Raw genomic sequence first — 14,726 nt, 5'->3', positions numbered from 1 at the left:
TAGTATTTTCGGAATTTTTTCTCATTGACAGAGAAAAATAACCTGACTATAATTCATACTAAACATATAGGAATTATTGTTTATAACCATCCCGCAGGCGTCTCAATCTGTGAACTGAGGTACGAAATTTTCGTTACAAAGGAGCGTGTTTACCCATGGCCGAGCAAAAAAAATGGAAGTGGGCAGATGATCCCAATCTGAACAAAATGGAGTTGACCAAGCTGGAAAAAGACGGGTTGGACGTGATCGAGACGATTGTCAATACCTACTCGAAAGAAGGGTATGCCTCGATTGAGCCATCCGATTTCGACCGGTTTAAATGGGCGGGCATCTACCAGCAGCGCCCGAAAGACGGCCACTTCATGATGCGCGTCCGCATTCCCGGCGGCATCCTGACCAGCCGGCAGGCGCGGACGCTGGCGGGGATCGCTAAAGACTACGGCCGCGATCTGGTGGATGTGACGACGCGGCAAGCGGTGCAGTTTCACTGGCTGACGGTAGAATCATTGGCCGACATCTTTTCGCGGCTGTCGGAAGTGGGGCTGTCCTCGTTTGAGGCTTGCGGGGACTGTCCGCGGACCATCGTGGGCAATCCGCTGGCCGGGATTGACCCGCATGAAGTGCTGGATACGCGCCCGATCATAAAGGAATTGGAGCAGTTTTTCCTGCTGAACCGGGACTTTTCCAATCTGCCGCGCAAGTACAAGATGTCGATCTCAGCCAATGTCTACAATGCGGCCCATGCCCAGATCAACGACCTGGCCTTTACTCCGGCCAAGAAGACGATCGGCGGAGAAGAAGTGGTCGGCTTTCACGTCTGGGTCGGCGGAGGCCTGTCAGCCAAACCGTATCTGGCACAGCAGCTGGACGTCTTCTGCCGCCCGGAAGAGGTGGTAAAGGTAGCGGCTGGCGTAACCACGTTGTTCCGCGATTTTGGCTACCGGCAAAAACGGACACACGCCCGCCTGAAGTTCCTCGTCGCCGATTGGGGCGCGGAGAAGTTTCGCGAGGAGCTGGTGAAGCTGACCGGCCCGCTGGAGACGCGGGGGGAAGACTTGCTTAAGGGGTGGAATGCCGGATATTTTTACGGCCTTCACGAACAGCGGCAAAAAGGCTTCTACTACGCCGGCCTGTCCGTTCCCGTAGGGCGGATGGATGCGGACGAACTGTCCGAATTGGCCCGGTTGGCGGACGAGTACGGAGACGGGACAATCGGCACCTGCAACTCGCAAAACGTGTTGATCCGCCATATTCCCGAGGAAAAGCTGGAGGCCTTCCGCGCCGAACCGCTCATCGCAACCCGCTTCAAACTCGCTCCCCAGACGTTTGTCGGCTACGCCGTCTCCTGCACAGGGATCGAGTACTGCAATCTGGCTGTCGTCGAGACAAAGGAGCGGATGCGCTCGTTGGCGGAGTACCTCGACCAGACGGTGGCGCTCGACACGCCGCTGCGGATTCACATGGTAGGCTGCCCCAATTCGTGCGGACAGCGGCAGATTGCCGATATTGGCTTGCAGGGGGCTTTAGTCAAAACGCCAAACGGCATGGTTGACGCCTTTGACATTTACGTCGGGGGCACGCTGGAAGAGGCGCGGTTCAATCAAAAGCTGAAAGCGCGGATCACCGCTGACGAACTGGGACCGTTCCTGGCGCAGCTGATCGCGATCTACAAAGAAGAGCGGCAGGCCGGCGAACCGTACTGGCGCTACGTGGAGCGCGTCGGCCTGGAGGCTATACAGCGGCAGGTGGATTCGATCCTGCAAACAGCTTGAGGAACGCATACAGAGGGAGGAAAACATGGGGGAACAACAAACAGAGACGTACCTGTACAAGCTGGAGGCTGTGTTGGAACAGGAGCGGCTGCTGACGGTCGTGGTCGTGGCGTCATCCGACGAAAGAGCATTCAGTTCGGCGGAAAACAACATCCTGCGCCACACGGTCGCTCCGGCGGCGATCAAACAGCTCAGTCTGGTGGAAAAGAAACCGCTGGGCCGGCAAGGAGTCGGATATGTGATTGAAACTTCCCAATTTTAACAGCCGAGGAGGGGGAACATGAGTATCCGTTATGAATCGGCAACGGACGAACACCTCGCTGCTGTCAACGCAGAGTTGTCGGCCAAAGACACGCTGGGCGTGATCAAGTGGGCATACGCCGCATTTGGCGATGAGCTGGTCTACGCCTGCAGCTTTGGAGCAGAAGGGATCGTGTTATTGGACCACATCAGTCAGGTGAAATCGGATGCGCGAGTGTTTTTTCTGGACACGCATCTCCACTTTGCCGAAACCTACGAACTGATCAAGCGTGTACGCGAACGGTACCCCGCCCTGCGCATCACCATGATTCAGCCAGAGCTGACGCTGGCCGATCAAGCAGCCGCGTACGGGGAGCAGCTGTGGCAGCGCCAGCCCGACCTTTGCTGCCAGCTGCGCAAAGTGAACCCTTTGGCCGGCGTGCTGGAAGGCGCTCGGGCCTGGATGTCCGGTCTGCGGCGGGAGCAGTCGCCGACGCGTGCCGATGTACAGTTCGTCAACCGGGACGAGAAGTTCCGCTCGTTGAAAATCTGTCCGCTGATCCACTGGACGTGGCAGGAGATCTGGGATTACCTGCACGCTTTCGGGCTGCCCTACAATCCCCTGCACGACCGTGGCTATCCCAGCATCGGTTGCCAGCCCTGCACCCGAGCGGTTCAGACAGGAGAGGACGCGAGGGCCGGACGGTGGGCGTTCAGCGGCAAAACGGAATGCGGCCTGCATCTGCCGCCCGCGTCAACGAAATAGTAGAAAGGACGAATCTCGATGAGCACAAGCCAACCACACGGCGGTACATTGATCAACCGCTTCGATCCATCTGCCGATCTGTCACGGGCATCGCGGCAAGTGGAGCTGGATGCGTTCGCGCTCTCTGACTTGGAGTTGATCGCCATCGGAGCGTACAGCCCGATCAGCGGTTTTATGGACCGGGCCGATTACGACTCGGTCGTGGAGCAGATGCGGCTTGCCGGCGGGCAGGTGTGGAGCCTTCCGATTACCCTGCCGGTGTCGGAAGAAGCTGCCGCCGAACTAGCCATAGGGGATCAGGTCAGGCTGTCGCATCAAGGGAAGGTGTACGGTCTGCTGCAGATCACCGATATCTATCGGCCGGACAAGTCGCGTGAAGCCCGGCAGGTATATGGTACGGACGACATCAATCACCCGGGAGTAAAAAAGCTGCTGGAACGCCCCGGTGTATACCTTGGCGGACCGGTTACCCTGCTGAAGCGGCCGGACAAGGGAGCGTTTGCTTCGCACTATTTCGATCCGGCCGAGACCAGGCGGCTGTTTTCCGAGCGGGGCTGGAAGACGGTGGTCGGCTTTCAGACGCGCAATCCGGTACACCGCGCCCACGAGTACATTCAAAAGGCGGCATTGGAAATCGTCGACGGACTCTTTCTCAATCCGCTCGTCGGTGAGACCAAAGCGGACGATATCCCGGCCGCCGTCCGCATGGAGAGCTATCAGGTTCTGCTGCGCCACTACTACCCGGCCAGCCGCGTACAGCTTGCCGTTTTTCCCGCCGCCATGCGCTACGCCGGTCCCCGGGAAGCGATCTTCCACGCCTTGGTGCGAAAAAACTACGGCTGCACCCACTTTATCGTCGGCCGCGACCACGCCGGTGTGGGCAGCTACTACGGCACGTACGATGCTCAGCACATCTTCCGCCGCTTCAGTCCTGACGAACTGGGAATTACGCCGCTGTTCTTTGAGAACAGTTTCTACTGCCGGAGCTGTGGAAACATGGCCTCGAGCAAGACCTGTCCGCATGACACAGCGCACCACGTCGCCCTGTCCGGGACAAAAGTAAGGGAGATGCTGTCAAGAGGGGAAGCGCCCCCGCCGGAATTCAGCCGACCGGAGGTAGCCCAGGTACTGATTGCCGGGCTGCAAGCCTTGCCCCGATGACAGCGGAGAGGAGAGAATCAGATGACCAGTAAAACCGTACCTCATCTCGTCTGGCATCCCGCCGCCGTCACCAAGCATGACCGGCAGCGGCTTTACGGCCACAAGAGCTGCGTCTTGTGGTTTACCGGGCTCTCGGGTGCGGGAAAATCCACCCTGGCCAACGCCGTCGAACAGCAGCTGCACGAACGCGGCCTGCACAGCTATGTGCTGGACGGCGACAACATCCGGCAGGGGTTAAACCGCGGGCTTGGCTTTACCCCGGAAGACCGCAAAGAAAACATCAGGCGGATCGCCGAGGTGGCCAAACTGTTTGTCGACGCCGGCGTCATTACGCTGACGGCATTCATTTCGCCTTATCGCGAAGACCGCGAGCTTGCCCGCGGCTTGCTCGAACCAGGCGAGTTTGTAGAGATTTACGTCCGCTGCCCGCTAGAGGAGTGCGAGCGGCGCGATCCCAAAGGGCTGTACAAGAAGGCGAGGAGCGGGGAGATCGGCGAATTCACCGGCATCACCTCACCGTACGAGGAGCCGGCAGCCCCAGAGCTGGTAATCGAAAGCGGAGCGATGTCCGTTGAAGAGTCGGTTCGCCTTATCCTGGCGTATTTGACACAGCGAGGCGTGATTCCCGAACAGGACTAGCGCAGAGAAAACAGTCCAAAACCCGCAGGCTGGGTTTTGGACTGAAATTTTGTAATTTACTGCTAGTCTTTCCATTTTTGACCGATGGGAGTCACGATTCCGTCCATGCTGATCCGGTTTTTCTTGTAATGATAGGCTTCAAGACCTTGCTCGCCCATGGCGTCGGCCCACTTGTGCAGGGCGTCCCGCTCCACCGTATAAGAAAAGAACGGCACGCTCATTTCGCATGAAGTCTTGACTTCATGGATGTCCGCCAAGATTCTGCCGCGCGACCGAAAGCGGATCGAAGTGTTTGATCCATTCGTCCCGTTCAGGCGGCGCCGGCAGTATGACCCGGCCCCTGCCGTACAGGCGGAGCATCTGACCGCGCAGATGCTCTCTTCAATCTACTGTCCGAATGAGGCATTCACGGTTGTTTGCTCCATTTCAGCAAATGATTTGCGGCCAATGAAATGAGATTCGATTCAAAAAGACGAGGCTGACTGTGGCTGACTATCTGAAGGAAGTGATCACAAAATTGATCAAACCGATTAATATGAACAGGCCAAGAAAAATGACCAAGCCATAGCCTAAGTATAACAGCCTGTTAGGAGCGTTTTTCATTGTTTTCCCCCTTGTCATGGACATTCACAGCTTCCCGATCAAATCGGGCCGATTTGCCAACAGGTAATCAACCCCCAGCCGGGTCAGTTTGATCCCGGTGCGGCCCCTGCTGGTGGCAATATACCCGCTCTCCTCAAGAAGAGCCAAGCGCTTGCGAATCTGCTGCTCGCTGAGAGGCCTTCGCCAATGTGCACTTTTCTCTGCCAGCTTTTTTCTGCCGATGGGCTGCCCTGCATCGTTTGCGTGAAAAGCAGCCTCCAGGATAAACAGTGCTTCCTCGCGATCGGCGGGAAGCTCCTCGGCAATTGGCTGCACTTCCCTGTTTTCCCGCGATTTGCGCTGAAAGAAGCTCTCGTTGGGGATATCGTCGATGGTGATGACGTTGCCGTCGCAGACTGCAAGCATGTAGTCGATGGTGTTTTTCAATTCCCGCACATTGCCGTACCACTGATAGCACATGAGCTGTTCCAGGACATCCGGCTTGATCTCGATCTGGCTGCGGCCGCTCTGAAACATAAAGTGGCGAATGAGCGGATGGATGTCCTCTTTGCGGGTTCTCAGCTCCGGCAGGCGGATGTAGAGGATTTTCAGGCGATGGTACAGGTCTTCGCGAAAAGTGCCCGCCTCGATCATTTTCAGCAGATCCTTGTTGGTGGCTGCGATCACCCGTACGTCTACGGGGATGATCTTGTTGCCGCCGACCCGCATGATCTCTTTTTCCTGCAGCACCCGCAGCAGCCTGGCCTGCAGCTTCAAGCTGATATCGCCGATTTCGTCAAGAAAGATCGTCCCGCCGCTGGCCTGTTCAAATAGCCCGATTTTTCCGCCTTTTTTCGCCCCGGTAAAAGCCCCTTCTTCGTATCCGAACAGTTCGCTCTCGACCAGATCTTCCGGCAGAGCGCTGAAGTTTACGGCGAGAAACGGCCCTTCCTGCCGCAGGGAAGCGTTGTGAATCGCGCTCGCGTACAATTCCTTTCCCGTTCCGCTTTCCCCTTCGATCAGCACGGTCAGATTGGTTTTGGCGATCTTCCTGGCGATTTCCTTGGTTTTTTCGATGCTGCTGCTGACGCCCTTGATATCCTGAAAGGTAAATTTGGCGATGTATCCCTTTTTCAACAGCTCGCGGCGATAGGATTTTTCCAACTCGATCGTTTCATGCGCATTCTGAAAGGTAGCGACGATGGTATCCTCTGTCTTGAGGTGGAAGCGATGGACGAGCACATCTCCGGAGTGAAGCGAAAACCACCCGGTCTCTTCCTCCGAGTCGGTCAAAATGAACGATGCCAACTCGGCATTCCGCAAAACGTCCTGCAGGTTTCGGCCGACGGTTTTTCCCGAGGAGAGGCCCAGCATGTTCGTCAGGTTCTCGTTGCATACCGTGATCATCGCCTTGCTGTTGACGGCCAGAATCCCGTCGTTCACCCCGTCAAGCACGTGCTTCAAATGCCTGTTTAGCTGGTCGGATTGGCGGCTGGTGATCGACAATTTCTTGCTCAGGTCGATGATCTTGCGGATGTACTTGTCCGAGACGATATCCCCCTTTTGTTTCAGCAGGTCAAGCTCCTGCAGGATCGTCATGACCGTCGTGATATCGATCAATCGCGGGCCGATGTTCACCACTTCTTTGACAAAGGGAGGAACCAAATCCACCTCTCCCGGCGTTATCGCGAACTCCACCTCGGGGATGTTTTTCTTCCCCGGGTAACAGGGGATGTACTCGATGTGATTAATGCCCAGCTGCAGCAGCGTTTCGACCGATTCGTAGACGGTGTCAGGACCGTCGTTGACGTAGAGTGCTTTGGTTTTGGACGCAAGAAACAGCAGCTTGTCGATATGTTCAAAATTCACGGTGCGCTTGGCTACCAGCACTTTGCAGCCCACGCCGATGTAGGGAGCAGTCTCCTCCGTGATCTCGGGTGAGGACAGGATGATCAATTTGTTTGAAAAGACACCGGAAATGTTCTCCTCAAGCGATTCGTGATGAATGCGGACAAAATCTCCGATCACTTCTTCCAGCTGTTTGACCAGGGTTTTTCTCGTTTCCTTCGTCCCGGTGAGGAGGATAATCTCTTTTACAGGCATGTGGGAAAATGTCCTTTCTTTTTATGGTTTTTAATGGTTGTTTTTGCGTGGTCTTTTTTACACGATTATAACCATTAAACCGTCATTTTAATAGGAAAATTCGGAATAAATAGACTTGTTTTGGGTCATTTCTGCCCGGCCTGGCCCGCTGCCCCATTGGCACAAGGATTGCTACTGCTTAATCGTGCAAGCTCGTTTACAAAAAAAATCATCAGGGGGTCGATGCAATTTGTTGGCAAAGTGGAAGAGACTGCGGTTAGGACTTGGTATCATGCTGGCGGCCGGACTGTTCGCCGGGTGTTCGCCGGCACCGACTGAAACCAAAACGGAGCCGGCCAATACCGGCGCGGCACCGGCGGCGGAGGGCAGCCAGACAAAGCAAAGCGCGGAGCCGAAAACGATCACCGTCGCAGTGGAAGCGGAACCGGTCTCGCTGGACCCGCAAAACGTGACGGACGGCAACTCGCTCACGGTACAGCGGCCGATGTTCGAAGGGCTGATGACGTTCAATGATCAGATGAAGCCGGTCCCGCTGCTCGCGACCGAGTACAAGTTTAACGACAATGCGACAGAAGTGACGTTTACCCTGCGCGAAGGGGTCACGTTTCACGACGGTTCGCCGTTTAACGCAGATGTGGTAAAAGCGAATCTGGACTTCGTCCGCGACGAGAAGAACGGGCTGGCCCGCAATAATTATTTCTCCTTTATCAAAGAGGTTATCGTCAAAGACCCGACCCATGTCACGATCGTCTCTGCCGAACCCAACTCGGCGATGGTATCGTACCTGGCTCATCCATCCGCCGCATTCAAATCTCTCGAGTCGTTGAACAAAAAGAAGGCCGATCCCGGCTTCAACCTGGACCGCAATCCTGTCGGCACCGGGCCGTTCAAGTTTGCCGAATGGAAGGACAACCAGTACGTCAAAGTCGTCCCGTATGAGAACTACTGGGATCAGGCGCATAAAGCCAAGGTGGAGAGCATCGTCTACAAGCCGGTGATTGAAGCGGGCACGCGAATTAACATGCTGAAGGCCGGGGAAGCGGACGTCATCTCCAAACTGCCGACACAGAGCGCCAAAGAGATCAGCCAGGACAGCAGCTTCAACCTCTTTACAGCGCCGTCGCTGAATGTGTACTACGTCGGCATGAATCTGAAGCTGAAAAAGTACCAGGACAAGCGGGTCAGGCAGGCGATGAATTACGCCATCAACAAGGACGACTTGATCGCTGGAGTGGTAGACGGCTACGCCCAGGTGGCCGACTCCGCGATTGCACCCCATACCTTCGGCTACAGCCAGCAAAAAGTCTACGAGTACAACCCGGAGCAAGCCAAACAGCTGCTGGCGGAAGCGGGCTACAAAGACGGCTTTGACGCGGTGCTCTGGACGAGAAACTCAAGCGAATTCATCGCGATTGCGGAAAATGTGACAATCCAGCTTGAAAAAATTGGTATAAAAGCGAAGGTGCAGCCGTATGAGAGCGGCACGCTGTTCGACATGCTGGACCATGAAAAAGGGACAGATCTCTGGATTGGCCGCTGGTCACCGGGTACAGGGGAAGCGGACTATGGGCTGCGTCCCAACTTCCACACCGCCAGCTTCGCGCCGAGCTTCAACAACTCCGGGTTCTACAGCAACAAAGAAGTAGATAAGCTGCTGGACGACGCACTGGTCACGCCCAACCAGGAAGAGGCACTGAAAAAATACGCGCAGGCCCAACAGATCATCTATGAGGATGCACCATGGGTATTCCTGCACGTCCCGGACAACGTCGTGGCCAAATCCAAGGACGTTACGGGCGTAACCGTGCTGCCAAGCGACACTGTGCTCGTCAACGATGCGGAAAAGAACTAACGGATAAAAGAGCCGGCAGGGGTTGCTCCCCAGAGCAGCCCCGTTGGCTCACGTTTACACGAGAAGAGGTGGACGGGTTGTTCAGCTTCATTGTCAGACGGGTCGCCGGAATGATTCCGCTCTTGATTGTCGTTTCGATCATCTCCTTTCTATTTGTTCACCTGACGCCGGGAGATCCGATCCGCGTGCTGTACGGGACGGAGATCAGTCCGGCTGCATACGAAATGCTGAAGCAAAAAGAGGGGTTGAATGATCCCCTGTACGTGCAGTATGGCCGTTACATCAAAAAGATCGTGACACAGGGCGACTTTGGCATCTCCTATCGGACGAAGTCAAACGTATCAGAGGAGATCGTGAGGCGGCTTTGCTATACCCTCGTTCTCACGCTGGCCAGCATGCTGTGGGCCGTGGTGATCGGACTTGCCGTAGGCATCATCTCGGCGACGAAGCGCAATACCATTTGGGACAGGCTGGGCATGGTCACGACGATCACGGCGCTGAGTATCCCCGAGTTCTGGTTTGGCCTGATGCTGATGCAGATCTTTGCCGTACAGCTCGGATGGCTGCCGACCAGCGGCAGCGGAGGGCTGGAGCATCTCATCCTGCCTTCCTTGACTTTGGGGCTGGGAGTGGCTGCGATTGTCGCGCGATTTACCAGGTCGAGCGTCCTTGATGTGCTTCGCGAGGACTACGTGCGGACGGCCCGGGCCAAAGGGCAGAGGGGCTGGGTCATCGTGATGACACACGTCCTGCGCAGCGCGCTCATCCCGGTGGTGACGATGACCGGACTGCAATTCGGCATTTTGCTGGGCGGTGCGGTTGTGGTCGAGCAGGTGTTTGCCTGGCCGGGGTTGGGGTCGTACCTGATCGACTCGATCCTGACCCGCGATTACCCGGTCATCCAGGCGCTCATCCTGCTGTTTTCCGTCCAGTTTTTGGTCGTGAATCTGCTGGTCGATGTCAGCTACGGCCTGTTGAATCCGCAAATTCGCTACGAGTAAGAAGGAGAACCATTATGATGAATCAGCAAAAATCGCCATCTCCTTTTCGGGTCTTTTTACAGAAGTTTTTAAGGCAGCGGTTTGCCGTCATCTCCTTGGGTCTCATCCTCTGCATCATCGCTGTGGCACTGCTCGCTCCCTGGCTTGCTCCCTATGATCCCTATCGGCCGGTGACGGACCAATACGCGGCCAAAGGAATTGAAGCAGGGCGGCTGACCAGTGCGAGCGTGAAGGTGGAAGCGGTGATGAGCGACGGGACGATAAAACGCGCAAAGGAGCTCGGCCATCTTACCCTTGACAGCGCTGACAGACAGATCGCTTCCGCGAGAAAAGCGGGGGAGAATGTCATTGTCAACGCGAATGGAGACGGTTCGACTGCGATCCTCCTCTCAGCTGGCGAGGCAGCGTCCCGCTTTAAGGTGATCGTCTCGGGGGAGGACAACGGTCAGGCGTACGTCTCCCAACTGATTGCCGACGTTCAGCAGCATTCGCTGGAGCTTGGCGCCGAACAAACAGCAAAGGTGAAAGCTGTTTTAACTGACGGCACCGAACTGGCCGGCATGAACGAAATCGCCGCCTATGTCGAGAAGAACGCAGCCATGCCGGCGATAAAACCGGCGGCCAATGACGGTTTTGGAAATACAAGAGTGACAGATGACAGCCATGGTTTGACCTTTACTTCCTTAGAGCCAGATGTGGTGCAGGTGGGCAGTGATGGCGCAATCAAAGCCGTCGGAGCAGGAGAAACGGCAGTAAAGGTGTCTTTGGACGGCGTTTCCACGCTCATCCCGCTTGCGGTCAACCAGCCGCTGTCCAAGCCGATCGTGACCAGATTGGTGCCGGAGGAGCTGGCGATAGACCTGATCAATAGGTACAAGCACCAACCGCCTTCCGGCATGCACCTGTTTGGTACGGATCATCAGAACCGGGATATCTTCAGCCGCGTCCTGGTCGGAACGAGGGAGACGCTGTTGATCGGATTTGTCTCCGTGTCGATCGGGGCTGCCATCGGAACGTTTCTCGGCTTGCTGGCCGGTTACTATGGCCGTTGGCTGGATGCGCTGATTATGAGATGCACGGATGTGCTGCTGGCGTTTCCCGGGATTTTGCTGGCGATCGCCGTCATCGCTCTACTCGGGCCGGGCATCGTCAACATCATTTTTGCCGTCGCGGTGTTTACTGTTCCCATCTTCATCCGGATCGTCCGGGGAAGCACGCTCTCTGTAAAACAAATGACCTATGTGGAGGCAGCCAAGTCGATTGGCGTAAAGGATCGGGTGATCCTCATGCGCCACATCTTTCCCGGAACGTTATCGATCGTCATGGTATACCTGACCATGCGGATCGGCACAGCGATCCTGATCGGGGCTTCGCTCAGCTTCCTGGGACTCGGCGGCGACATTACCGCACCGGAGTGGGGAGCCATGCTGAGCGCAGCCAAGGACAACAGCCGCAATTTGTTTCATCCCACCTTTTTTCCCGGCCTTGCCATCGTCGTGACCGTGCTCAGTTTCAATCTGCTGGGCGACGGACTGCGGGATGCGCTGGACCCCAAATTAAAGGATTAGGTGGTGTGAATCGTGGCGGAAATCGTATTGGATGTAAAAAATCTCAAAGTGAATTTTCGCAATGAAGGCAAGGAATATACGGTCGTCAATAACATTTCCTTCCATATCCGTAAAGGAGAGACGCTCGGGCTGGTCGGCGAATCGGGCTGCGGAAAAAGCATCACGTCCCTGTCCATCATGGGACTCGTTCCGTCGCCGCCGGGCAGGATCGTCGAAGGGGAAATTCGCTACAACGGCGCCAATCTGCTGGCACTAAAAGAGAAAGATTGGAATAAAATCCGCGGCAACGAGATTTCGATGATTTTTCAGGAGCCGATGACCTCCCTCACGCCTGTCTTTACGATCGGGAGGCAGTTGGACGAAGTGATTCGCCTGCACACCAACCTGTCAAAAAAACAGGCGAAAGCGAGATCGATTGAAATGCTGAAGCGGGTCGGGATCTCCAGAGCCGAACAGATATATGCCAGCTATCCGCACGAATTGTCGGGAGGGATGCGGCAGCGGGTGATGATCGCCATCGGTCTGGCCTGCGATCCCGGGCTGCTCATCGCCGACGAGCCGACGACAGCGCTCGATGTGACGATTCAGGCGCAGATCCTGGATCTAATGAAAAGCTTGAAAGCGAAGACGCAGACAGCCATCCTGTTTATCACTCACGACCTGGGTGTGGTAGCGGAGATGTGCGACCGGGTGATGGTCATGTACGCGGGGGAGATCGTCGAGGAAGCGGACGTCGACGCGCTGTTCCACAATCCAAAGCATCCCTATACACGCGGATTGCTGCAATCCATCCCCAAGATCGAAGAAAAAAGACGCCGGCTGTACTCGATATCCGGCCAGGTGCCTGCGCCGGGATCGATTGCTCGAGGCTGCCGGTTTCGGGATAGATGCCCTTCTGTCATGGAGCGCTGCGCCAAAGAAGCACCAGAGCTCTTTTCCATCGAAGAAAAACACGCCTGCCGCTGCTGGCTGCACGCAGAGTAATGGGAGGAGAGTCATGGCAAAACCACTGTTGGAAGTACATAATCTGAAGGTGCATTTTCCGGTGAAAAGCAGCCTGTTTCGCCGCAGCAGGTCATTCGTCAAAGCAGTGGACGATGTTTCCTTTGAGATCTTTCGCGGGGAAACGCTGGGGCTGGTCGGCGAATCGGGCTGCGGAAAGTCTACGACGGGAAGAGCCATTCTGCACCTGCTTAAACCGACTTCCGGCCAGGTCATCTTCGCCGGAGCAGACTTGGCGGCGCTGTCTGGAGAAGAACTGCGGAAAAAGCGCAAAGATTTGCAAATGGTCTTTCAGGATCCCTTCGCCTCGCTAAACCCCCGCCTGACCGTTGAGCAGATTCTGTCCGAGCCGTTGCAGGCGCATCACGTGGGGGACCCGGACGAACGGCGGCAGAGGATCGCCGAGATCATGGAAGTCTGCGGCCTCAGCAGCAGCTGCCTGAAGCGGTATGCCCATGAATTTTCCGGCGGGCAGAGGCAGCGCATCTGCATTGCCAGGGCGTTGATTCTCAAGCCGCAGCTCATCGTGGCCGACGAACCTGTATCGGCCCTGGACGTCTCCATTCAATCGCAAATCCTCAATTTGCTCCAGGACCTGCAAGAGGAGTTTGGGCTTACCTACTTATTCATCTCTCATGATTTGGGAGTGGTTAAACATCTGTGCAGCCGGGTAGGGGTGATGTACCTCGGCCGGCTGGCGGAAATCGGTTCGGCGGAGAAGATTTACGCGAGGCCTCTCCATCCCTATACAGAGACCCTGCTCTCGGCGATCCCGGTCTGTGATCCGCGGGTCAAAAAGGAAAGAATCATCCTGCGCGGGGATGTTCCCTCTCCCGTTGATCCGCCGCAGGGCTGCGCTTTTGTCACGCGCTGCCCGAAAGCGCTCGACATCTGCAGAACCGAGAGGCCAGCGCTGCAAAAAGCGGCAGAAGACCATTACGCAGCATGTCATCTCTTGCGATAAGGAGTAGATATCCATGGCCGAAACCATCGTAGTAGCAAAGCGCGGAGAGCATATTGAGAGCAGACACACGGGCAGCATTGCCGTCGTGGACGAGAAAGGAAACCTGTTGTACGGGGTCGGCGACGTCCAAAGATTGACGTTTAGCCGCTCGTCGCTAAAACCGGTTCAGGCGATCCCTTTGATCCAATCCGGCGCGGCGGAACGTTACCTGTTCAACGAGAAAGAGATCGCGGTGTGCTGTGCTTCCCACAACGGCGAAGAGCAGCATACGCAAGTGGTGGAGTCGATCCTGTTCCGGCTTGGACTCGGGGCAGAGCATCTGCAGTGCGGCACACATCCGCCGTACAGCCATGAGAGCTACGCCGCCCTGTTGAAAAGGGGAGGGGAACCGACGCCGCTGCACAACAACTGTTCCGGAAAGCACGCGGGAATGCTGGCGCTGGCCCTTCATCTGCAAAGCGATGCAGCTCTGTACCATCACGCGGACCATCCGGTACAGCGGAAGGTAGCAGAGGCTGTGAGCGAACTGTCTGGAGTGGCTGCAGAAGAGCTGGAGACGGCGATCGACGGCTGCGGGGTACCCACATTTGCCCTGCCTTTGGACAAGCTGGCCTACCTGTACGCCCGGCTCTCCAATCCTGCAAGCCTGGGGCACTCGACGAGACAGGCGGTCAAAAGAATCACCCAAGCAATGGTGCGGTACCCGGAAATGGTCAGCGGTACCAATGAGTTTTGCACAGATGTCATGCGAACGTGCGGGGGGAAGGTCCTGGCCAAAGGCGGAGCAGAAGGCGTCTATTGTCTGGGATTGCTTGATAGAGGCATCGGGATCGCGATCAAGGTAGAGGACGGGGCACCGCGTGCTTCCTATCCTGCTGCCGCTGAGGCGCTCAGACAACTGGGAGTGCTGACCCCACAGGAGGAAGAGATGCTGAGTGCATATCGCCTTCCTAAGATTACAAACAGAAGGGGAGAGACCGTCGGCAGGCTCGAGCCGGTCTTTCAATTGAAAGGAGTGAAGTGTCCGGAGATGTAAGGGAACGCGAAAAAACAACGACAAGATGAGAGGGGGAATC

Annotated in this window: 13 protein-coding genes; 11 read left to right on the top strand and 2 right to left on the bottom strand. The window is 56.3% G+C overall.

The annotated features are described in order from the left end of the window. Positions 1–155 precede the first annotated feature (155 nt). The 5 genes from HGBM_RS04280 to cysC are packed head-to-tail and all read left to right on the top strand — an operon-like array spanning position 156 to position 4,578. Positions 156–1,772 (top strand): nitrite/sulfite reductase, encoded by a 1,617-nt coding sequence (locus HGBM_RS04280; protein WP_019119859.1) that lies wholly within the window; start codon positions 156–158, stop codon positions 1,770–1,772. A 25-nt stretch (positions 1,773–1,797) separates the two neighbouring features. Then, a complete protein-coding gene (locus HGBM_RS04275) occupies positions 1,798–2,034 on the top strand; it encodes a DUF3906 family protein (protein WP_019119858.1) in 237 nt (78 codons plus the stop codon). An 18-nt stretch (positions 2,035–2,052) separates the two neighbouring features. Continuing rightward, entirely contained in the window at positions 2,053–2,778 is a 726-nt protein-coding gene (locus HGBM_RS04270; protein ID WP_019119857.1) for a phosphoadenylyl-sulfate reductase, read from the top strand. Positions 2,779–2,796: 18 nt separating this feature from the next. Beyond that, positions 2,797–3,939: a sulfate adenylyltransferase gene (gene sat, locus HGBM_RS04265; RefSeq protein WP_019119856.1), complete on the top strand. Its 1,143-nt coding sequence runs from the start codon at positions 2,797–2,799 to the stop codon at positions 3,937–3,939. 21 nt (positions 3,940–3,960) lie between these two features. Beyond that, on the top strand, positions 3,961–4,578 hold the full coding sequence (gene cysC, locus HGBM_RS04260) for an adenylyl-sulfate kinase (RefSeq protein WP_019119855.1): 618 nt from the start codon (positions 3,961–3,963) through the stop codon (positions 4,576–4,578). Between the two features lie 62 nt (positions 4,579–4,640). On the opposite strand, the gene HGBM_RS30210 is transcribed toward cysC, so the two are convergent. Together HGBM_RS30210 and HGBM_RS04240 are read right to left on the bottom strand one after the other, a co-directional pair. Next, the gene (locus HGBM_RS30210; RefSeq protein WP_147512800.1) at positions 4,641–4,835 is read right to left on the bottom strand and encodes a hypothetical protein; all 195 of its coding nucleotides are present in this window, start codon (positions 4,833–4,835) and stop codon (positions 4,641–4,643) included. Positions 4,836–5,205: 370 nt separating this feature from the next. After that, complete coding sequence (locus HGBM_RS04240) at positions 5,206–7,263, bottom strand: sigma-54 interaction domain-containing protein (protein WP_019119851.1); 2,058 nt, start codon at positions 7,261–7,263, stop codon at positions 5,206–5,208. Between the two features lie 232 nt (positions 7,264–7,495). Between HGBM_RS04240 and HGBM_RS04235 the strand changes: the two genes are divergently transcribed. From HGBM_RS04235 to HGBM_RS04210, 6 genes are all read left to right on the top strand, one after another. After that, positions 7,496–9,115 (top strand): glutathione ABC transporter substrate-binding protein, encoded by a 1,620-nt coding sequence (locus HGBM_RS04235; RefSeq protein ID WP_245552880.1) that lies wholly within the window; start codon positions 7,496–7,498, stop codon positions 9,113–9,115. Positions 9,116–9,192: 77 nt separating this feature from the next. Next, entirely contained in the window at positions 9,193–10,116 is a 924-nt protein-coding gene (gene nikB, locus HGBM_RS04230; protein ID WP_019119849.1) for a nickel ABC transporter permease, read from the top strand. A 17-nt stretch (positions 10,117–10,133) separates the two neighbouring features. Then, positions 10,134–11,684, top strand: a complete 1,551-nt coding sequence (locus HGBM_RS04225; protein ID WP_245552878.1) for an ABC transporter permease subunit — start codon at positions 10,134–10,136, stop codon at positions 11,682–11,684. 12 nt (positions 11,685–11,696) lie between these two features. Beyond that, the gene (locus HGBM_RS04220; protein WP_019119847.1) at positions 11,697–12,668 is read left to right on the top strand and encodes an ABC transporter ATP-binding protein; all 972 of its coding nucleotides are present in this window, start codon (positions 11,697–11,699) and stop codon (positions 12,666–12,668) included. Between the two features lie 13 nt (positions 12,669–12,681). Then, positions 12,682–13,650, top strand: a complete 969-nt coding sequence (locus tag HGBM_RS04215; protein WP_019119846.1) for an ABC transporter ATP-binding protein — start codon at positions 12,682–12,684, stop codon at positions 13,648–13,650. Positions 13,651–13,663: 13 nt separating this feature from the next. Beyond that, positions 13,664–14,686 (top strand): asparaginase, encoded by a 1,023-nt coding sequence (locus tag HGBM_RS04210; RefSeq protein WP_019119845.1) that lies wholly within the window; start codon positions 13,664–13,666, stop codon positions 14,684–14,686. Positions 14,687–14,726: the final 40 nt, after the last annotated feature.

This window comes from Brevibacillus massiliensis, from assembly GCF_000311785.1.
Classification (GTDB): domain Bacteria; phylum Bacillota; class Bacilli; order Brevibacillales; family Brevibacillaceae; genus Brevibacillus_C; species Brevibacillus_C massiliensis.
Note: the sequence above shows the minus strand (reverse complement) of the source record. Positions and strands in the feature narration are given on the sequence as shown.